Origin of the sequence: Cellulosilyticum sp. WCF-2 (assembly GCF_003990395.1) — a bacterium.
GTDB classification, from domain to species: domain Bacteria; phylum Bacillota; class Clostridia; order Lachnospirales; family Cellulosilyticaceae; genus Cellulosilyticum; species Cellulosilyticum lentocellum.
The window spans coordinates 1,486,838-1,507,234 of sequence record NZ_CP034675.1 but is presented as its reverse complement, the minus strand read 5'-3'; the positions used below and the strand labels follow the sequence as shown (position 1 = coordinate 1,507,234).

Genomic DNA, 20,397 nt, shown 5'->3' with positions numbered 1-20,397 from the left:
TTAGCAGTATGCCTTACTGATACTTTCTCCCTTTAAGTACTTCTAACTGTCTAGTTTTTCAGCAAGTCACCTGTATATCGGCATAGCTTTAATTCATCATAATGAATTGAATTAATTTTAAAAAATTAATTTAATTCATTTATTTCAAATAATTTTAAGTGTATTGTATTTTAACCTCGGTTAGTTCTTACTCAAGATGGTATTCGATTTTCCTATCATATAAGTAATTGTCTTATCCTTATCTTCTACACTATCAAGATACTTAAATGGTAGTGCCGTATCCCTCTCCCAAACTAAACCAATATTATCTTGAGCAGTTAGAGGCATATCAAACATATAAACAAAATACTTTGCTTTCTTCTCCTTATCTGTGGCCTCTAGAATAGCATCTAATATCCTGGTTACCTATCATTTTTGATAACTTAATATGTCTCATATTCTCTGCCTTTTATCATTATGTTTTTCTTTCTTTGTTCGTCATACTGATTATCCTATAAGATAAGAATTAACTTACAGAAAGTAAATTCTATTGTAACCAACATATACTCTTATTTTATTACATAAAAATACGACCTCTTTTGAGGTCTTATTCTTCAAAATACCTTCCTTTATAAAAATTCTCATTTCCAAGTTTCTTTGCTGTTAGTCTAAAAATAAAATGTGCTTTTACTTAGTGTAAAAGCACATTTTATTTTTAGCATTATTCTACTTGATTTTATTAAGCTTCAAGGACTCTCTTTAGGAATTCTTTGGTTCTTTGTTCCTTTGGTGCATTAAAGATATCTTCTGGTCTGCCTTCTTCAGCTATAACGCCTTTATCCATGAAAACAACTCTATCCGATACTTCTTTGGCAAAGCCCATTTCATGGGTAACTACTAACATAGTTAAGCCGCTATCTGCTAATTCCTTCATAACCTTTAGTACTTCTCCAACCATTTCTGGGTCAAGCGCTGAGGTTGGTTCGTCAAAAAGCATCACATCTGGCTCCATAGAAAGTGCCCTAGCAATAGCTACACGTTGCTTTTGTCCACCAGAAAGCTGTTTTGGCTTAGCATGAATATATTGATCCATACCTACTATTTTTAAATACTTCATTGCAATCTTTTCTGCTTCTTCTTTGCTACGTTTTAACACCTTCATTTGTCCTACAGTACAGTTACTAAGCACATCATGATTATTAAATAAATTAAACTGCTGAAATACCATACCTAATTTCGTACGATAGGCGTAAACATCATGCTTATCATCTAAGATGTTCTCTCCATTATAAATAATTTCGCCACCACTTGGCTTTTCAAGTAAGTTAACACAACGTAGTAAAGTAGATTTACCTGAACCCGAAGACCCAATAATACATACTACTTCTCCTTTATTAACAGAGAAATCAATGTCCTTTAATACTTCGTGAGCGCCGAAGGATTTATTCAAATGTTTAATTTCTATTACTTTTTCCATATGTATCTCCTCCTTTACCCTATATCATCTCTTTATTATGCTTTAAAGCTTCTTCAGGTGTTTGTACCTGCATTTGATTACCTATCATATTATAATTCTCAGGACCATCCAGTTTCTTTTCAACATAACGAAGAATTTTAGTTACTGTATAAGTCATAATGAAGTATAAAATACACGCCACAAAGAAAGACTCAAAATATCTAAAGTTATTTCCTGCTACAGACTTAGTTTGGAAGAACAATTCATTAACACTAATAACATTAAGCACTGAAGTATCCTTAATGTTAATAACAAATTCATTACCTGTAGCTGGAAGGATATTACGAATAACCTGTGGTAATACAACATGTCTCATTGTTTGTAAGTGATTCATACCAATAGCCTGTGCTGCTTCAAATTGTCCTTTATCAACAGAAATAATGCCACCACGCACAATTTCTGCCATATAAGCACCAGTATTAATAGAAACAATAAAAATAGCTGCCCTCAGAACATTCATATCCATGCCAAAAGCCAAAGCTGAACCGTAGTAAATAACCATTGCTTGAACAATCATTGGTGTACCACGGAAAAAAGCTATGTAAGCTGACAAAATCGCATTGATTACCTTTAATAAAATACGTTTAATCCCTCTCTCTGGCATAGGCACTGTACGTACCACACCAATTAACAATCCTATTATAGAGCCTAAAATAGTACCTACCATAGAAATCAGCAGTGTTAAACCTGCACCTCTTAAGAACATAGGGCCGTTGGTTGAAATAATTTTTACAATCCACTCAAAGCTCATTTGTTTCCTCCTGTTTTTCTTAACTGCATCTATTTATGTATCCTATCAAACAAAAACTAAGGGCATGCTACCATTAGTCTCGTTTTTATTACTCTTCATTTAATTAAATCTACTTAGTTAGCAGCTGGTTGATTCACAATAGCTGTATCCATAATCGTCATACGTTCTTCTTCTGAAATACCCTTTAAGATTTCATTCACCTTAGCTGTCAAATCACTATTTTTTGCAATACCTACTGCAATAGCTGTATCATCATCTGAAGTCTCAAAGCCCTCTGTAAATTCAACCATAGCAAAGTTTGGATTTGCATTAGTCGCACTTACACCTTCTGGTCGTTCTGAAACATAACCATCAATCATACCTGATTCAAGGGCTACACGCATTGCTGGGAAGTTATCCATAGCTGATTGTTTCTCTACACCATTTATTTGATCAATAACAGTATAGTGGAAAGTATTTAATTGAGCTGTAACCTTAGCACCACTAAAATCTTGAATAGATGTAGCATTTTCATATGCACTGCCTTTTTTAATAACCATAACTAAATCAGATTTGTAATAGTTATCAGAGAAATCAATGGTTTCTTTACGTTCAGCTGTTGGTGACATACCTGCAATAATGGCATCTATTTTCCCAGAAGTAAGTGCTGGTACAAGACCATCCCATTCTGTTTTGACGATAACTAATTCTTTTCCTAATCCCTCTGCAATTTTCTTTGCGATTTCCACATCATACCCACCTGCATATTCAGCACTGCCATCAATTTTTACACCACCATTACTATCATCCATTTGCGTCCAGTTAAAAGGTGCATAACCACATTCAAGTCCTACTCTAAAAGTACTACTTTCTTCTCCTGCTTTAGTTCCCGAACCACAACCTGTAAGTAAAGTAGTTCCCATAACTACTGCTGATATTAATGCTGCTAATTTTCTCCTCATATTTTCACACTTCTTTCTTTTTTTACAATTTTTGAGAGTAAAAAAGGCACTCCACAACTAAGGACTTTACCTCATTGTAAACTGCCTAAAGATTCCTTACTCAATTTGTAGTCATTTTATCACTTTTCCGCATAAAATACAATTATTATTATTTTTAAATTATGTTATTAAATTAACAACATGATTGTTCTATATTTTATTACGCTGTTTCAAACTGCATATTATAAAGCTGAGCATATATACCATTTTCACTCATTAAAGCTTCATGTGCACCTTTTTCTGCAATACCTGCTTTCGTTAAAACGAGAATCTCATCGGCATTCCTAATAGTACTTAAGCGGTGGGCAATGACTAAGGTTGTTCTTCCTTTAGATAACTCATCTAACGACCTTTGTATATAACGTTCACTTTCATTATCTAAAGCCGAAGTTGCTTCATCTAAGATAAGTATCGGCGGATTTTTAAGAAATACCCTAGCAATGGCAATACGTTGCTTTTGTCCACCTGATAACCTTACACCTCGTTCACCTACGAAAGTATCATATCCTTCTGGAAGGCTCATAATAAAATCATGAATATTAGCTTTTTTTGCCGCCTGGGTTATTTCCTCATCACTAGCATTAGGATCTCCATAAGCAATATTTTGTTTAATGCTGCCACCAAATAAATACACATCTTGCTGCACAATACCTATGGCATCCCTTAAAGAACTTTGTGTAATATGTTTAATGTCTTTACCATCTACTAGGACCTTTCCTTCACTGACTTCATAAAAACGAGGAATCAGTGAGCAAAATGTGGTTTTACCTCCACCTGAAGGGCCTACCAATGCAACTGTTTTACCAGTTGGAATATGAATGTTCATATTACTTAACACATTCTTTTCTTCATCTGCATAACTAAAAGAAACATTTTCAAAGGTAATATCTCCTTTTACTTCTCCTATTGGTTGTGCATCTGGTTCATCATCAATTTCTGGATTAGTACGTATAACGCTTAAGAAACGTTCAAACCCTGTCATACCTTTTTGGAACTGTTCGGTGAAGTTAATTAGCTTCTCTACTGGATTTAAGTAGGTATTAATATAAAGAATATAAACCGTTAAATCGGCTAAATTCATTTCGCCTCTTGTAATAAATAATCCTCCTATTAGTACAGTAGCTAAATATAAAATGTTTTTAAAGAAGCCATTACCACTAAAATATTTACCCATAATAAGGTAGCTTTCACTCTTAGTCTCAACGAAAGCTTCATTGCCTGCTTCAAACTTTTCCATCTCTATTGCTTCATTGGCAAAAGATTTAACCACACGAATACCACCTAAAGCATCTTGTGTAATGGCATTGACCTCTGCAATCTTTTGTCTATTCTTTGCGAAAACTGCTTTCATTTTACGATTATAATAGAGGGAGAAAGCCAGCATAATAGCTGTAAAGAAAATAAGGATAAGCGTCATCTTAATATTAATCATACTTAAAATAGCAAAGGTCCCTACAATCTTTATGCAAGATATAAAAATATCCTCTGGTCCATGGTGAGCAAGCTCTGATATGTCAAAGAGGTCATTGGTAATACAAGACATTAATTTACCTGTATTGACTTCATCATAATAAGAGAATGAAAGCTTTTCTAAATGACCGAAAAGTTCCTTTCTCATGTCTGATTCCATTCTAGCCCCCATAATATGTCCCCAGGTAGTAATATAATATTGGCAGAAAAATGCGAGTATATACATGCCAAGAAGAATACTTCCTATGATGATGATAAATTTAATAATCTCACTACCATCATTTAAGACGTATACTTCATTCATTAAGAACCTTACCAAGAGAGGGAAGGTTAAATCTATACCTGAGAGAGTAAGGGCACAGCCCATATCATAATAAAACATTTTACGATACGGTTTATAGTACTTTATAAACTGTTTAATTGTGTCCATTATTTCATCTCCTACTTTTAGTTGTATCCAATGATTGTAACATAATTTGATATGAGGTATCAAATCCTAGATTCACCAATCTTTTTCTAATAATGATTATTTTATTGTTTACTTTTATCAGGCCTATCCTGAGAATGCAAACTTTCTTATTCAATAATAAAAGAGCAATTCACTTCTAAAGTGAACTGCTCTTTTATTTAGTAAGCTTTACGCTCTGCTTTTACATCGACATCTTGGTCTTTTAGTACATAGACATTAAGACCATACTGGCGTCCAAATTGGTAACATTCTTTATTACTGTTAAAGAATAAATCAACAATATTACCTTTAATAGCTCCACCTGTATCTCCAGCAATGGCAATACCATAACCTTCAACATAGATTTTTGTTCCTAGTGGAATAACCTTCGGGTCAACTGCAACCATGCCTACGAATGTAGTCATACCACTTGCAGTACGGTTACCCCATCCATCATTACCATTTGTATACGCTGTAGCTTCCATCTCATATACTTTTGTATATGCATAACTTTTTCCTGTAAATGAGTCTTTGATAGAATTCTGTACACCTTTAAGTACAATCTTTTCTGTAGGTTCTTGTGTTACATTGACATTTAAAACCTTTTCGTCAACCACTTCACCACCAAAGTAAGTTCTTTCTAGACTTACTTCTTTAAGCCCATTTTTACCTTCTTGCTTAACTTTCGTTTCACCAAATGCTAAATCAGCTGTTTCAACAACTTTTGTTTCAAAGCCGATTTGTCTTGTTTCGTTTACTGTTTCAACTTTTTTTGTCTTAACAGTAATTTTCATACCGTCTGTAATTTTTGTTTCTAAGCTAGGTTCAACTGCTAAGCCCTCAGCATTTATTAAACCTTTTGCATCAATGATATCCCCTACTGTAGTAAGTCCAGTTTTGAATTCAACTGTTTCTCCATTTTCTGTATAGCTTACTGTAGGTTTCCATCTTTCTATAGTGATTTTCATATTGTCTTCAATTTCAGTTTCTAATGCAGGTTGCACAGTATCTTTGTCACCAAGGGTAACCTTCAACTGCGTTAATAGTTCTTTTACGCTACTTGCGTCTGTTTCATATTGAGTCACTTTCCCGTCATCGACTAAAGTAATAATCTTTGACATGGATTGATAGGCTGTAATACTAACTGCACATAGCATAAACAACGCTACAATCAATAAAGCGATTCTACTTCGATTCTTCATGATATCCTCCTTAAAATGATTGTCTTGATAAAAGTTTAGTTTTATCTTTACTAATCAAAACAATTGGTCTTTCTCACTTGATCTGGTGAATCGGGCTTTACTACAACGATTTGTTAATAAATGTAATTTTTAGTTTATTGCAACTACAAATACGATTGTAATATATATTTTTTAGTTTTTCAAGCTTTTTGTAACAAGTTTTTATTTGAAAATCAGAAAATTACACCAAAATTCCACCTACACCCACGATTTATCAATGGTTTTACGCATTATAAATTTCTTTTTCAAAAAACCACTTTTAACAATTATGTAATATTTTATTAATAACTATTATATGTCCTTTTCATTATTTTTATGACACCCATCTTTTTTTATTTTATTTCATTAAAATTCTTACTCATTTGCGAGATATTTTTTCTCTTTAATATACTTTTTTTCTATTTTATTCCATATCATTTTCTTACCCTTTATAAAGCATAAGTTTAGTATTTGTATACAAAATAAAAAAACAGCTTTTTCCAAAAGCTGTTTTTTTATTTTCTTTTTTTCTCTTTTCTCCCAAGCCTTCTCGTCTAAATTCTAAATAATGTTTTAGCATTTTGACAGCTTATGCTAGCCACTTCTTCTGGGGTCACACCTTTAATTTCTGCAATTTTCTCTACTACATATTTTAAGTAAGATGAGTCATTTCTCTTTCCTCTATGAGGTACTGGTGTTAGATAAGGTGAATCTGTTTCAATGAGTATATTTTCGAGTCCAATAGTCTCCACTACCTTAACTGTTTTTTTGGCGTTTTTAAAAGTTAAAGAACCACCTATTCCTATGAAAAAACCTTTTTTAACATATTCTTTAGCGAGTTCATGACTTCCTGAAAAACAGTGAATAACACCTTCTCTTACTCCGCTTTCCATAATCAAATCAAAAGTCTCCTGCGAAGCTTCTCTACTATGAATAATTACTGGAAAATCAAGCTCTTTTGCTAAAAGAAGTTGCTTTTTAAACCATTCTCTTTGTACTTCTCTGGGTGAACTATCATAATAATAATCTAACCCTATTTCACCAATAGCTACAACCTTCTCATAACTAGCTAGCTTTCTCATTTCTTCTAAATCTTCTTCTTTTAAGCTTTTTACATCATGTGGATGTACTCCAATGCTGCAATATATAAAAGGATATTTTTTAGCTAAAGCGATACCTGTTAAACAAGAAGCCATATCTGCGGCTGCATTAACAATAAAATCAACCCCCTTAGCTTTCATCCCTTCCAGTAATTCGTAACGATCTTCATCAAAGCTTTCATCATCATAATGTGCATGTGAATCAAAATACATTTTCTTTTCTCCTTCTCATTTTCAAGCAGTATTTGTCTCTTATGCTGTTATTGTAACGGTTCTATGTCAAAATCACAAGGGTAGGCCTTTTTCTTAAGCATACATCCTGTCCATCTAAATGGTTATTTAATCTCTCCTTATTTCCATTCACTATTATATAGAAGAAACTCATACTTTTTTGTTCAAAATAACAAAAGATACCTGTTGTTATCATGCCTAACACAGGTATCTTTGTTATTCTTCTTATTGAACTGATGCATTTTCCTTTTCTAATACTTCTGTTTTATAATCAGTTCTTTTATTACTATAGAAAGCCAAAAATACAATAGCAAGTGCTGCAGCAATAGCTGATGTTAAATAAACCCTTTGGAAACCAACATTTAAAGTTATTTGAAAGCTTTCTTCTAAAACCACCTTTTTATCATCAATGGCTTTTAAATAATTATCTTTTGCTTTAGCAAAGCTATCTGGAATGGCAGCTTTTAAGCTATTCATCTTCGTAACCATATCATTCATCTGCTCCTCGGCAGTCTCAATACCTCTTAGACCTGCTTTCATTCCTTCTTGACCCTTCTTACTTTTTTCTAATTCTGTCTCTAGATTTGCTATAGCTTTTGTCAATCCTTCTTCTTTAGCTTTGAGTTGTTCTAATGATTTAACTTCTTCTAGCTCCTCAAGGACTGCTACTGGCATTTGCTTCTTTACAGCTACTGGCAGAAGGTCCGCTAAGCTCATGCCTGAAGGTAGGGTATTATTAGCACCTTGTTTACTCATCATCTCTAAAATACTTTGTAATTGAGTAAGTACTGCTTTTTGTTCTTTGATACCTGCTTCCATTCCCATAATGCCTTGACTAAGACCTGTGTAACCCTCATTTAATTTTTCCTTTTGTTTTTCTAATTCAGGTATTCCGGCATTAATACCTGCGATCCCTTGATCTATTCCTGCTTCGATAGAAGCGATCACATTAGGCGTCATCATGTCAAACATACGGCTAGAAAGTGTTTTACTATTTTCTACGATAGTCGTCACATCTGAATCCTTCATTAGATTCTCTAGGTCCTCTGGCATCTCAAAATCTGAGCTTCCATTAAAGTCAATTTTAACCGTTTGCATAGCTGTTAAATCTGGAATAATAATATCTTTTAACTTTTCTGCCATTTGAGGATTTTCTTTAAGTGTATTAAAAGTATCTGTGATTTCCTTCTCATAAGGTAAGTCTGGTACTGTTAGCTCTTGTGGTAAAAGGTTCATCACATTGCTTTGAATATTCCCTCCAGCGGCTGCAATGAAACCTACCATAATTGTAGGGGCAATAGCCGTTCCTATAGAACGCACTAAAGAAACTGTTGCAAGTGCAGAATTAGATTCTGCTTCATCTGTATTAGCCATCATCATATAGTTAATTGGCGTTCCCATAGTAAAGCCAATACCAAGTCCCGTAAATACCAAGCCTATTACAACTGTTAACATATTAGGATAGTAAGTTGTTACAAACACAAGGAATACTGATCCTACTATGGAAATAATAAAGCCAAGTGCTAAAATAAGTTTCGCTCCAAACTTATCAATAAGCTTTCCGGATACAGGAGCCGCAACCCCTGCAAATAGTCCTAAAATGATAACCAAGTAGCCACCACTACCTGTTTTAATCTTAAGTACATTCTCTGAAAATTGAGGTACGAAAATCATTCCCATCATGACAACCCCACTAATAAAAGAAATAATTAAGGTGACCACGATATTTTCATTATTAAAGTATTTTAAATTCATAACTGGGTCTGCTGCTTTTTTCTCTATGAGCACAAATACAGGTAATAATAAAATGAAAATAAGTAAGTATGGATAGACATCTGTTGATTTCATACTATTTAAAAACTCGAAGAAATCAATATTTTTAAGTCCATAGAGTAATGACAGCACCATTACTGTAAGGGTGAGTATCCCTAAGCCATCGACCTTCTTGGTATCTCTTCTTTCACTACGAGGTAAAACAAAAATACCTGCTAAAATAATAAATAAAGTAATCGGTATATTCACATAGAAAATAAATTGCCAATTATTTTGCCCAAACAAATCTAAGATGGCACTTCCTGCAGAGGCACCAAAAATATTGGCAATACCATAAACGCCTCCTACCATACCTAAAGCCATCCCACGCTTTTCCGGCGGATAACTGGTGCCAAACTCTGCTGTAGCCACTGGTACAATGCCACCTCCACCAATAGCTTGAATTGCTCTAGCAATCAGTAGCATACTAAAGCTACCTACCTCTTGTGAAAGACCACATAAAAGTGAACCCGTACCAAAAAGCGTTACGCTTAATAGATAAACATACTTTCTACCAAACTTATCCGCAAACTTTCCCATAATCGGAATACTGGCTGCATAAGCAAGCGTATAAATGGTAATCATCCATATTCCTGTTTGCCCATCAACACCTAGGTTACTTTGAATAATAGTCCTAGCTGGTGTTACAATTCCAGTATCAATAGCTCCCATAAATATGCCTGCCAAATATATAATTGTAATTAGAACCAAATTAGGTTTTTTAATGACATTGGTCATTAACATCATCTCCATCTTTTAAATGATTAAGTACGTTCTTTGAAATAGTTCCTACTAATTTTTCAACCGTCTTTATCTCTTCTACACTCATTCCTTCAAAAATAGCAGCATTAAATTCTTTTAGAAGCTGTTCCATTTCAGTGATAATCTCCTTGCCGCTTTCACTTAAAGTAATGATTTTTTCTCTTTGATTTTCTTCATTCACCTTTCTGATAATATATCCTTTTTCTTCTAGCTTTCCTAAGGTTTTTGCTACAGCTCCTTTATCCAGTTTATAAAACTGAGCAATGCTTTCTTGATTAACACCATTGTTTTTAGCTAAAAACGTCAATACCACATGTTCTGCGCACCCCACGCCATACTTTTGAAGCTTTCTTATTAAAAAAGCATTGGAATGTCTAACAATAATAGACAGATCGTTCATGAGCATCTTAAAAACCTCCCATTGGTAACTCATTTTTATAGTTGTCAAAACAACTGTTGTCTTGGCAACTTTTATATTAGCACCTCCTGAAAAATTGTCAATATATTTTGAATATATTAATTTGTCGTTAAGAATTTACAAACCAAAAGAAAAGGCAAGCTAGACTTCTGTCTTTGCTTGCCTTAAAGGTTTTATCATCATTATTATTTATTCATGGCTTATACTACTTCCAAAGCTTCCTCATCAAAATAACGCTCCATAAGCTCTGGGTAGCATAGTTCTATAATCATTCGTTCAAAATTTTTCCAATTAGTAACACGTCTATAGTTACCTGGGGCAGTCTTGTTATGAGACCTTTCGAAAACGATAGGTGTTCCACCTGCCTTAGCAAAGTCTTCTATATTATGCATACCATCATCTAAAAGATAGTCTCCTTTAATCATGTACTTTCTTCTACAGACAATGACACGTTCTTCTGGGAAGAAAGGTAGATGTTCCTTAATCCATTCGTGCTTAGCTTCTACACTGCAGGGTTGTGCTGCTGTTACAATGTACATTTCAAATAAACCACTATGATATAATCTTGTAAATACCTCTAATGCGTCTGGTGTTGGCTCTAAGTGCCTAAATAGCTCTGGTTCATGCATCACCGTTTCTACTTCTTCACCAAACACTGTATGCAGATTCCAATTATTACACTCTTCTGGGCTTATGTCTGTCTTGTATTTCTTATTATAGGCCTCTGTAACGCCCTTGATGTATTCTGCTAATACATCATCTTGGTCTATTAGTAATGTCACTTTTTTCTTTTCCACGGTGTCTCCTCCTTATTATTGTCCTCTTATTTTATAAGCGAATTTATTATCATTTTATTATACAATCTTTATTTTAGTTCCTAGTTTTTAGTGCTTCTCATAAAAAATATTCTTATATGTAAAGCTTTACTTCATTTAACACTAAAAGGGCATTGACTATGCAACGCCCTTTCCTTCTAATAAATATGCCACATACCACCTAAACTAATCCACTCAGCATACTTCTCTGGAATTAAAAAGCCTGAATAAATAGGATAGCAAAATGCAAACACAAGTACTGCTATAATACCATACCATAGATAAATAGGTTTTTTACTGGCTTCATCTAAAGTCTTAATAAGTCCTACTAAAGCTAAAATCATCAGAGGTACTACTGGGAAGTAGTGGTATAAATACATAATGCGAGGTACAAGCATATAAGGTACATATACCGCTAATATAGCAGCTACTAAAAAGCTATATTGCTTACTTCTCTCTAGAATCATTTCTTTAACAGCGTAAATCATAGCTACAATCCCTGTCCACCAAATGAACGGATTACTAAAAAGGGCTATACTAGACACCATCCCCTCTGCTACCTGACCATCATAATACCATACTGGCTTATAACCAATCGGCCAAAAATACCATGGTGAACTAAAGGGGTGTGTTGCATTAAGTTGTGAGTGATACTCGTACATTCTTACTTGTTCATTACACAGAAACTGTACAAAGCTATCTTGCCCGCTAATCAAGTAATAAGGAATAAATGAAACCACGTAAATTGTAATCGGAACTACACCAAAGAAAATAAAGCAACTTAATACGATTTTCTTACTTTGGCTCCTCCAATTTCCATAGCTTGTAGCCGACTTTGAACGTATAAATAAATCTACAAAGAAAATAACGGCTAGGCCTATAGCTGCATAAGCACCATTCCACTTAGTAGCCATGGCCATCCCTAGGAATATCCCTGAACCAAATAATTGGAGTAGTTTCTTACCTAAAGAACCTTCTGTCTTACACGAAATATATTGGTACATAAATAAATAGGACAAAAGAATAAACAATACAAGGAAGCTATCCACTGTCCCAATCCTCGTCTGTACAAAATGCATCCCATCTGCTGCAAAAAGAATCATGGCTAAAGCTGCGTATTTAGTAGATCCAAAAAGTCTTTTAGCAAATACATAGATAACAAGTAACATCAACAAACCTGCTATATTTCCCATCAATCTATAAGCAAATGGATTCATACCTAAATATTTAATAGGAATACTCATGATTAACTTGCCTAATTGCGGATGGGTCCATTCATAAATGTCCATACCATGAACAAACTCATAAGCTGTACGTCCATGATAAATCTCATCGAAATACGTAGAGTTCAAATAACTAATTTCTCCTGGAACTACCTTTGCTTCATCAACAACTGCTTCTGCTCCCTCTAGGGCTGTCACCGGTAATACCTGGCCTGCTTCATTATACAAAGCTATTTCTCCAATAATACCGTAAGGTGCTTCTGCTTCAATGGCTAAATAACGTATATCTGCATCTATTTCTAAATCTTCCCAAGCAAAAACCCGTTTTTGTTCTAAATCACTTAGAAATTCATAACCTATATTATCTTCTGATGTATAAAGTTTAAATTTACCAAAGCGGGCACCACTATAATGTCTTATCTTACTTACATGAACCTGATCTCCTAAATCTACTACAATACGAGCATTATTTTCTTCAGGTCCCCAAAAGCTTTGTGGATTCTCCATGCTTCCTAAATTAAAAAAGGATAAAACACCATATATAAGCACAATACAAAGCATCCAAAAGCTATCCTTCAAGGTCAAATTATATTCTTTTTTAGGCATAAAAATCATTTTTCCTCTTTAGTAGCCTCCTATCTAAGCGCTACTAAATCCTCCTTATCATCTGATATTCCTGCGCCTAATGTTCCTATTCACTCTTTATTCACCTTAAAGTAAATCATTAAGCATACTCCATTATGCAAATTATACCCCATATTCTCACTTTATTAAAGGTAGAGTTTAAATTTATTCTGGTTGCACAGCTACTACCCTACATTTAATCCCTGTTGCCTCTGGATCTTCATGCCACATAGTGAGCATCTTACATACTGACTGAGGTTCAATGGCACTTAAATTAGTTAAATTCTCAATGACAAAAGTGCCATACTTTAAGAAAAGCTTGTCTGCTTCTACATGATCCTTTCCTTTTCTTAAATCCGGTGCATCAATCCCTACAAATTTAACACGTTCCATCGCCAATTCTTGAATAAGCTCCCAAGAAAATTGGGTGCTGCTACTAAAATATAAACCACTACCATAAGGATGCCTTTCAATAGAACCTGTGCGAAACATGACAAAGTCTCCTGGTTTCACATAATCTAGATCTACATCATCAATGGTTATTTCCCTATCTTTAATATGACTCACATCAAATAATACGCCTCTAGTTTGCATATATTCTAGTGGTAATTGTACTTCTCCATATATATCAAAATGAGTACCTACATGGCCCATTACAATATGTTTCTTTAACTGAACTTCCGCTTGTTTATAAACACGATTACTTTTCTTTACCTGTAATGTTAAATCAATATACCTCACATCATGTCCCCCTCTTTTATTGTCCTTGTCATCATTATACCGATTTTTCCATTTTCTGTCTATGTCACACCATAGAAAAAGCATCTCTATGAGAGATGCTTTTCATGTACTAGATTTTTAATCCACTTATTAGAACGTAATCTAAAATATTCAAAGGGGACCTTAATCATTTCCTCTGTGCAAACAAGGAAAAATACGCTATAAACAGGCCACTTGAGTGCGAGTGCACCTATAAACGCCAATGGTACTGAATAAAGCCAAATCGTACCAGCTTGTACTAGCATGGAGTAGGTGGTGTCTCCGCCTCCTCTAAATACACCGATAATCATAATGGCATTAAACGAACGCAGTGGCATAAAGATAGCCATAGTTCTTAAAACCAGTATAGCTGCTTTATAGGTCTCTGGCTGAATGTTAAACCATCTCAGGATTGTTGGGGCCGAGATCCATATACCAATACCTAATATAATCCCTATAACTGGTGTTAGCTTAGCTACTTTATGTGCATAATCTTTAGCAACCGCTTCTTCTTCTGCACCGATTTTATTCCCTATCATAATGGCTGCCGCTGTTCCTACTCCCGTAAGAAAAATAAAAAACATATTGATAAGCGTGCTAGAAATTTGCATGGTAGCAGAAGCATTAGTACTTATTTTAGCATAAGCTACTGAATAAGCTGCTGAGCCTACTGAAAAAACAAGTTCATTAGTAATAACAGACCATGATGTTTTAAAATAAACACCTACTGTTTTTAAACTAAAGCTATATAATTCTTTTAGTTTGGCTGCTACTTTATTTTTAGTAAAGTAAACAATACTTACTATAAAAACAACCTCCACTAAACGTGCTAACATTGTTGCTAATGCCGCTCCCTCTACTCCCATCGCAGGTGCACCAAGCTTTCCAAAAATGAAAACCCAGTTTAAAATAATATTTACACCTACTCCTATTAAGCTTGCAAACATAGGTAATTTTGTTTGACCTGTACTCCTTAATGCAGAAGAATAGGCTTGGGTAAAATTCATAAATAAACAACTAACGGCTACAATTTTTAAATAGTTAACGCCTAAGGCGACAACTGCTGCATCATCTGACATAATATCCATAATCACTTCTGGAAAGAAGAATGCCATTATAGCAAATAAGCTAGCTGCTACAAAACCTACAGTTAAATCTATCCCTAGAAAGGCCTTAATTCCCTGTAAATCTTTCTTTCCCCAATATTGAGCCATAAATACACTGGCTCCAGCATTAATCCCTAATATGCAAAGCGTAAAAATAAACATATATTGATTAGCGAGTCCTACTGCAGAAATAGCTGTCTCTTGTAAGCTTCCTACCATCATAGTATCCACTAAATTAAGGGATGAGGTCACAAAGCTTTGAAGTGTAATAGGTACTGCTAAAGTAAGCATTGTACTTAGAAATACCTTATCCTTAAATATCTTTTTCATATCGCTCCCCTTTCTATAAATCAGTTTACTAAAAAGCAAAAAGAGCAAATGGGTTGTTAGCCGCCCATCTGCTCTTTTTTTATGTGTTATCACTTTTCATTTAATACTGCTTTGTTTTAACCAGAGTACATTTTCATATAAAAGCGAATAAATGTCAATAGCTAATTGAAATTTTTATGTTAATAGGATCTAGATATTATTTCCAGTTTTCCTTTTTTCCCCTATAAACTAATGACTTCACGTGCTATACTGTACTTAAAAGTATGCGTAACTATTTAAGAAAACAGGAGGTATACGTATGGGAATTTTTGGAGGTACCAAATCTACTAACACTAAGTATTTTGAACGTTTTTTAACAGAAGGTGAAGAAATTGAAGCCGTTTATCGTTTAGTAGTAGACGAAATGTGTTTTACTAATAAACATATTATTTTCTTTGATAAGAACGCCTTCTCTACTAAAAAAGGAAAGGTATCTATTCCTTATCGTAGTATTTCTCATTATATGATTGAAGATGACGGTATCCTAGACAGAGATATAGAGATTAAGCTTATTGTTCATAACGAAGAATTTATACTTAAGTTTTCTAAGGGTTGTGACTTTATAGAAATTGAAAAACTCCTTACCTTCTATGTATGTGATTAAAACTTCTTAAATCAAAATAAGGTGCCAAGTACAAATATGCAACTTGGCACCTTATTTTCTATTGAAACTAAACTTCTTATTTTAAAAGGCTACCATATCTTCTTGTTGTTCTTCTGCTTTCACTATACTTTTTACATAAAATATTGGTCCATCACCTTCATATACTTCAGCTGGTTCCCAACGGATTTCACCTAGTATTTCTATACTATCCTTATTTTGAAAACGTGGTTTCCCAATATTTTTACAATATAATCCCATAAATGCAATATCATCCTCACAGCATGGCATGGCAAATCGGCCAAAGTTAAAGCAGTCCTTTGGATCTGTGGGCTGCTGAAAAAATAAGCCTCTTACCTTTATCTTTTTCCTCATGTAATGTTCAGGATGATCCCACAAATCAATATACCAAGTCCCATAGTGTTCTTTTGCAACATCGATTAATTCTGCACTTAAATCATAGGGTAATTCTTCCTCAATGGGCTCCATTACAAAATCTTTAGAACTAGTGAATAACCTTGCTTGCCCATTAATAGATTTCACAGCACCTCTTAATAATGCTAGATTAGTTGTAGGTAAGCAGCGATTAATAATAACCAGGTCTGCTATTTTAAAATGTTCTATCATCAGTGATCTCATATTATTCATGTAAAGCTCAAAGGTTTCTCCATTAACTAGAACCAAGCTTTGATATAAAAACCAGTTTTCCGGTAAGGTTACATCAAAGGCACTTTCTAAATTCCACATCCCATTAAATTCAATAACAACACGCTGTGGCTCATAAGTGTTTGCTAACTCTTCCAATAATTCACTTGTAAATGCTTCTTCCTCTTCAAGGTTAATTAGGGTAATATGATTCTTTTGAAATAGTGCTTTATTGTACTCCTCCACGCCTTCTTCGCAGCAAATAACAAGTGTATTTTTCCCATCAGCGAAAGCTGGCTTTTCTAAAAGACTTTCAATAAAAGCCGTTTTCCCCGCTTCTAGCAAGCCATTAAATAAAAATATTGGAATTCTCATATGATCTTCTCTCTTTCTCTCAGTATTCTCCTAGTAATTCTTTAAGTCCTGCTTCATCTAGCTTTGTACCTATTATACATAAGCGGCCTGTATAATCTGCTGCTTCTTCCCTTATTTCATACTCTCCCGGCACCATATCAAAACAGAACCAATTCCCCTCTTTGTCTTGCAAAATACCTTTGGCTCGTAAGATAACACCATATGTCTCTGTATGAGCTAGCTTTTCTAAAATAGTTCTTATTTCCTCTTTATCAAAACGTCGTGGTGTTTCCATTCCCCAACTAGTGAATACCTCATCTGCATGATGATGCCCGTGTTCATGATGGTAATCATGCCCACAACTACAGCTTTCATCATGTTTATGATGATGTTCCTCCTTCTCACTTTCAGCATGATGCTTACAGTCACAATGCTCATCATGATCATGTCCTTCTTCGTCATGATGTTCATGATGATGTTTATCTTCATGGTGATCATGTTCATGATGATGCCCTCCACAATGTGGACATATCTCTTCCTCTTCTAATAACTCCCTTTCTAAATAATTGCCACTTTCCATAACAGCTAATAACTTATCACCTGTAATCTCTTCCCAAGCAGTAGTTACAATCGCAGCTTCTGCATTACGCGTTTTAATAAGCTTAACAGTTTCATGCAATTTTTCTTCTGAGCAGTTTTGGCTACGACTTAAAATAATAGTGCTAGCACTTTCTATTTGGTTATTAAAGAATTCGCCAAAATTCTTCATGTACATCTTACATTTTAGCGCATCCACTACTGCTACCTTGCAATTAAGACTTACTTCATTTCCTAATGCCACTTGTTTAACTGCTTTAATGACATCTGAAAGTTTACCTACTCCAGACGGTTCAATGATAACTCTGTCTGGATTATACTCTTCTAATACCTCTTTTAATGCAGCGCCAAAATCCCCTACTAATGAACAACAAATACATCCGGAGTTCATCTCTGTAATCTCTACGCCCCCCTCTTTTAAAAAGCCACCATCTATACCAATCTCACCAAATTCATTCTCTATAAGCACAAGCTTCTCACCCTTAAAGCCTTCTTTAATGAGTTTTTTAATAAGCGTTGTTTTCCCTGCTCCCAAAAAGCCTGATATAATATCTATTTTTGTCATGTGTATAACCTCCCTATCTTATCAAAATATCTATGACCTAGTTCACATGCATTTCAATTATATGACTTAATTATGGGTATATCAAATATTTTTATACATTAATCAGAAATAAACATACTAATTCTCGGATAAATTCTTTATAATATGCTTATGTTTATATATGATGTTTACGAAAATGTTTGTTGAGGAACTAATAATAAGAGAATTACGATTTTAACCAAGCACAAACAACTCTTATAGAAATAGCAGCCATAATCAATAAAAAGGTGGATTGAATCCACCTTTTTATTGATTTATTTCATTGTAAAGTTCAGTAAGCTTTTCATAAGGTTGAGTTCCAAACTCTTTATGTAGCATTGCTTTAATATGCTTATAGGCTTTCAAGGCTTCTTGGGGCTTGCCAATTTTAATAAGCATATCAATAAAGTAATAATGAATTTCTTCGTCAAATTGTTCTTTTTGTAAAACACTACGACAAATAGAATGAATCTCCTCATATTTTTCTTGCTCTTGCAAAATCTTTAGAGTGCTGTGTAAAGCTTTTATATATAAACTATGATAATAGGTCTGAGTAGAAAACATCCATTGCTCTGGTACAGTCCCTTGTAAAAAGTCCCCTTTATAAAGCTTTAAGGCCTTTTTATAAAGAATCAGTCTTTCCACTTTTGTGATTTCTTCTTTATCTGCTTCTTTACATAGTCTCTCGAACTCATTGCAATCAATACGGCAAATATACCCTTTATTCCAATGATAAGTACCACCACTTTGTACAATTAATTCTCTAGCATAGGGAACCTGTAGCTTTTGCAGTGTTTCTCTTAAACGATACGATAAAGTTTTAAGTGCATAGTTAGGTTTTTCAACCTCTTCTCCTGGCCAAAGTACTTCGATTAATTCTTGTTGAGTAATCTCTTTATCCTTAAACACAATAAGGTACTGTAGCATAAGCCACATTTTTTTTGAACGATTCATAGTTGAGGTAATGCTTTTATCACCAATAGCAATCTTAAAATCCCCTAGCATAGAAATTTCTATAATAGAATGATCTTTAGCCCTATTATATTCCCAAACAACCCTATTTTTCCCCATTTCCTTAGCCCAATATAAATGTCTATCAACTATATCAATGAGATCATCAAGTACCTCACCTTCTTTGGGTGACTTAGTCATCCCACCTATACTTACAGTCACTTTCTTAGCAATAGTTGATTGACTATGAGGTATATTTAGATTTTCTACTGCTTGCCTAAGCTTTTCTGCTATTATTAATGCCTCTTCTTTTTCCGTTCCTAGTAAAATAACAATAAACTTCTCTCCACTATATCTATAAACATAATCACTTTTATTAGGAAGATTTTTGCTAACAGTTCTAGCAATATTTTTAAGAACTTCATCTCCTTTAAGGTGTCCATAATAATCATTATATTGTTTAAAGTAGTCCACATCCAAAAGCATGGCTGTAAAAGCATATTGCTTACTTATTGCCTTCTTCCACTCAATATCTGTGTGTCTATCATAACTTCGTCTATTACCTATTCCTGTTAGTCCATCTAGCATAGCCAAATTCTCTATTTTTTTACGATATAGATAGAGGTCACTATGGGCTTTAACTCTAGCTTTTACAATAATAGGATTAAAGGGTTTTATAATATAATCAACTGCCCCTAGGCTAAAACCTCTTTCTTCGCTTTCATCATCTGTAAGGCTCGTAATAAAAATAACGGGGATGTCTTTCGTACTATCTATTGATTTTAATTTCTTAATCACTTCAAAGCCATCCATCTCTGGCATAATAATATCTAATAAAATTAAAATGGGCGCTTGCTCAATTGCCTGTTTTATACCTTCTTTTCCATTTTTACAAATAGAAACCTTATAATCTTTAGCCAATATATTACTTAAAATTTTTATATTTGCCACGCTATCATCAATAATTAAAATACGCTCCATTGTCGTGCCTCCAGACTTGTTCTAGTCTTATTATAGCAGATAAATATTTAATAATTATTAATTTTAAATTATTTCTAACAAATAATTTGTCTTCGTTCTAAA

Annotated in this window: 16 protein-coding genes; 1 reads left to right on the top strand and 15 read right to left on the bottom strand. The window is 34.0% G+C overall.

Features of this window, described 5'->3' with window-relative positions; translation table 11 throughout:
- Window positions 1–718: 718 nt before the first annotated feature.
- From EKH84_RS06555 to EKH84_RS06500, 12 genes are all read right to left on the bottom strand, one after another.
- Window positions 719–1,456: an amino acid ABC transporter ATP-binding protein gene (locus EKH84_RS06555; protein ID WP_013655685.1), complete on the bottom strand. Its 738-nt coding sequence runs from the start codon at window positions 1,454–1,456 to the stop codon at window positions 719–721.
- A gap of 19 nt (window positions 1,457–1,475) precedes the next feature.
- Window positions 1,476–2,246 carry an amino acid ABC transporter permease gene (locus EKH84_RS06550; RefSeq protein WP_127065667.1) on the bottom strand — a complete coding sequence of 257 codons (771 nt, stop codon included), beginning with the start codon at window positions 2,244–2,246 and terminating at the stop codon, window positions 1,476–1,478.
- Between the two features lie 113 nt (window positions 2,247–2,359).
- A complete protein-coding gene (locus tag EKH84_RS06545; protein WP_127065666.1) occupies window positions 2,360–3,187 on the bottom strand; it encodes a transporter substrate-binding domain-containing protein in 828 nt (275 codons plus the stop codon).
- 199 nt (window positions 3,188–3,386) lie between these two features.
- The gene (locus EKH84_RS06540; RefSeq protein ID WP_127065665.1) at window positions 3,387–5,126 is read right to left on the bottom strand and encodes an ABC transporter ATP-binding protein; all 1,740 of its coding nucleotides are present in this window, start codon (window positions 5,124–5,126) and stop codon (window positions 3,387–3,389) included.
- Between the two features lie 197 nt (window positions 5,127–5,323).
- A complete protein-coding gene (locus EKH84_RS06535) occupies window positions 5,324–6,346 on the bottom strand; it encodes a 3D domain-containing protein (protein ID WP_127065664.1) in 1,023 nt (340 codons plus the stop codon).
- Between the two features lie 572 nt (window positions 6,347–6,918).
- Window positions 6,919–7,677, bottom strand: coding sequence for a TatD family hydrolase (locus EKH84_RS06530; RefSeq protein ID WP_127065663.1), 759 nt, complete (start codon window positions 7,675–7,677; stop codon window positions 6,919–6,921).
- 243 nt (window positions 7,678–7,920) lie between these two features.
- Window positions 7,921–10,245, bottom strand: a complete 2,325-nt coding sequence (locus EKH84_RS06525) for an MDR family MFS transporter (protein WP_127065662.1) — start codon at window positions 10,243–10,245, stop codon at window positions 7,921–7,923.
- A complete protein-coding gene (locus tag EKH84_RS06520) occupies window positions 10,229–10,675 on the bottom strand; it encodes a MarR family winged helix-turn-helix transcriptional regulator (RefSeq protein WP_243118646.1) in 447 nt (148 codons plus the stop codon). Before EKH84_RS06520 ends, EKH84_RS06525 begins: the two co-directional genes overlap by 17 nt.
- 212 nt (window positions 10,676–10,887) lie before the next feature.
- The gene (locus tag EKH84_RS06515; protein WP_127065661.1) at window positions 10,888–11,484 is read right to left on the bottom strand and encodes a 5' nucleotidase, NT5C type; all 597 of its coding nucleotides are present in this window, start codon (window positions 11,482–11,484) and stop codon (window positions 10,888–10,890) included.
- A 176-nt stretch (window positions 11,485–11,660) separates the two neighbouring features.
- Window positions 11,661–13,331 carry a phospholipid carrier-dependent glycosyltransferase gene (locus EKH84_RS06510; protein WP_190283509.1) on the bottom strand — a complete coding sequence of 557 codons (1,671 nt, stop codon included), beginning with the start codon at window positions 13,329–13,331 and terminating at the stop codon, window positions 11,661–11,663.
- 183 nt (window positions 13,332–13,514) lie between these two features.
- A complete protein-coding gene (locus tag EKH84_RS06505) occupies window positions 13,515–14,090 on the bottom strand; it encodes a cyclase family protein (RefSeq protein WP_190283508.1) in 576 nt (191 codons plus the stop codon).
- Window positions 14,091–14,176: 86 nt separating this feature from the next.
- On the bottom strand, window positions 14,177–15,544 hold the full coding sequence (locus tag EKH84_RS06500; protein ID WP_127065658.1) for an MATE family efflux transporter: 1,368 nt from the start codon (window positions 15,542–15,544) through the stop codon (window positions 14,177–14,179).
- 298 nt (window positions 15,545–15,842) lie between these two features.
- Between EKH84_RS06500 and EKH84_RS06495 the strand changes: the two genes are divergently transcribed.
- Window positions 15,843–16,187: a PH domain-containing protein gene (locus EKH84_RS06495; RefSeq protein ID WP_127065657.1), complete on the top strand. Its 345-nt coding sequence runs from the start codon at window positions 15,843–15,845 to the stop codon at window positions 16,185–16,187.
- 81 nt (window positions 16,188–16,268) lie between these two features.
- Here EKH84_RS06495 and EKH84_RS06490 read toward each other — a convergent pair whose 3' ends face one another.
- From EKH84_RS06490 to EKH84_RS06480, 3 genes are all read right to left on the bottom strand, one after another.
- Complete coding sequence (locus EKH84_RS06490; RefSeq protein WP_127065656.1) at window positions 16,269–17,204, bottom strand: TIGR03943 family putative permease subunit; 936 nt, start codon at window positions 17,202–17,204, stop codon at window positions 16,269–16,271.
- A gap of 19 nt (window positions 17,205–17,223) precedes the next feature.
- Complete coding sequence (locus tag EKH84_RS06485) at window positions 17,224–18,345, bottom strand: CobW family GTP-binding protein (RefSeq protein WP_127065655.1); 1,122 nt, start codon at window positions 18,343–18,345, stop codon at window positions 17,224–17,226.
- A gap of 285 nt (window positions 18,346–18,630) precedes the next feature.
- Window positions 18,631–20,295 carry a diguanylate cyclase gene (locus tag EKH84_RS06480; RefSeq protein ID WP_127065654.1) on the bottom strand — a complete coding sequence of 555 codons (1,665 nt, stop codon included), beginning with the start codon at window positions 20,293–20,295 and terminating at the stop codon, window positions 18,631–18,633.
- Window positions 20,296–20,397 lie beyond the last annotated feature (102 nt).

What these genes read in the sequence shown, in the direction of transcription:
- EKH84_RS06555 (WP_013655685.1), bottom strand. Translation starts at nt 1,456, where the DNA reads ATGGAAAAAGTAATAGAAATTAAACATTTGAATAAATCCTTCGGCGCT.
- EKH84_RS06550 (WP_127065667.1), bottom strand. Translation starts at nt 2,246, where the DNA reads ATGAGCTTTGAGTGGATTGTAAAAATTATTTCAACCAACGGCCCTATG.
- EKH84_RS06545 (WP_127065666.1), bottom strand. Translation starts at nt 3,187, where the DNA reads ATGAGGAGAAAATTAGCAGCATTAATATCAGCAGTAGTTATGGGAACT.
- EKH84_RS06540 (WP_127065665.1), bottom strand. Translation starts at nt 5,126, where the DNA reads ATGGACACAATTAAACAGTTTATAAAGTACTATAAACCGTATCGTAAA.
- EKH84_RS06535 (WP_127065664.1), bottom strand. Translation starts at nt 6,346, where the DNA reads ATGAAGAATCGAAGTAGAATCGCTTTATTGATTGTAGCGTTGTTTATG.
- EKH84_RS06530 (WP_127065663.1), bottom strand. Translation starts at nt 7,677, where the DNA reads ATGTATTTTGATTCACATGCACATTATGATGATGAAAGCTTTGATGAA.
- EKH84_RS06525 (WP_127065662.1), bottom strand. Translation starts at nt 10,245, where the DNA reads ATGACCAATGTCATTAAAAAACCTAATTTGGTTCTAATTACAATTATA.
- EKH84_RS06520 (WP_243118646.1), bottom strand. Translation starts at nt 10,675, where the DNA reads ATGCTCATGAACGATCTGTCTATTATTGTTAGACATTCCAATGCTTTT.
- EKH84_RS06510 (WP_190283509.1), bottom strand. Translation starts at nt 13,331, where the DNA reads ATGCCTAAAAAAGAATATAATTTGACCTTGAAGGATAGCTTTTGGATG.
- EKH84_RS06500 (WP_127065658.1), bottom strand. Translation starts at nt 15,544, where the DNA reads ATGAAAAAGATATTTAAGGATAAGGTATTTCTAAGTACAATGCTTACT.
- EKH84_RS06495 (WP_127065657.1), top strand. Translation starts at nt 15,843, where the DNA reads ATGGGAATTTTTGGAGGTACCAAATCTACTAACACTAAGTATTTTGAA.
- EKH84_RS06490 (WP_127065656.1), bottom strand. Translation starts at nt 17,204, where the DNA reads ATGAGAATTCCAATATTTTTATTTAATGGCTTGCTAGAAGCGGGGAAA.
- EKH84_RS06485 (WP_127065655.1), bottom strand. Translation starts at nt 18,345, where the DNA reads ATGACAAAAATAGATATTATATCAGGCTTTTTGGGAGCAGGGAAAACA.
- EKH84_RS06480 (WP_127065654.1), bottom strand. Translation starts at nt 20,295, where the DNA reads ATGGAGCGTATTTTAATTATTGATGATAGCGTGGCAAATATAAAAATT.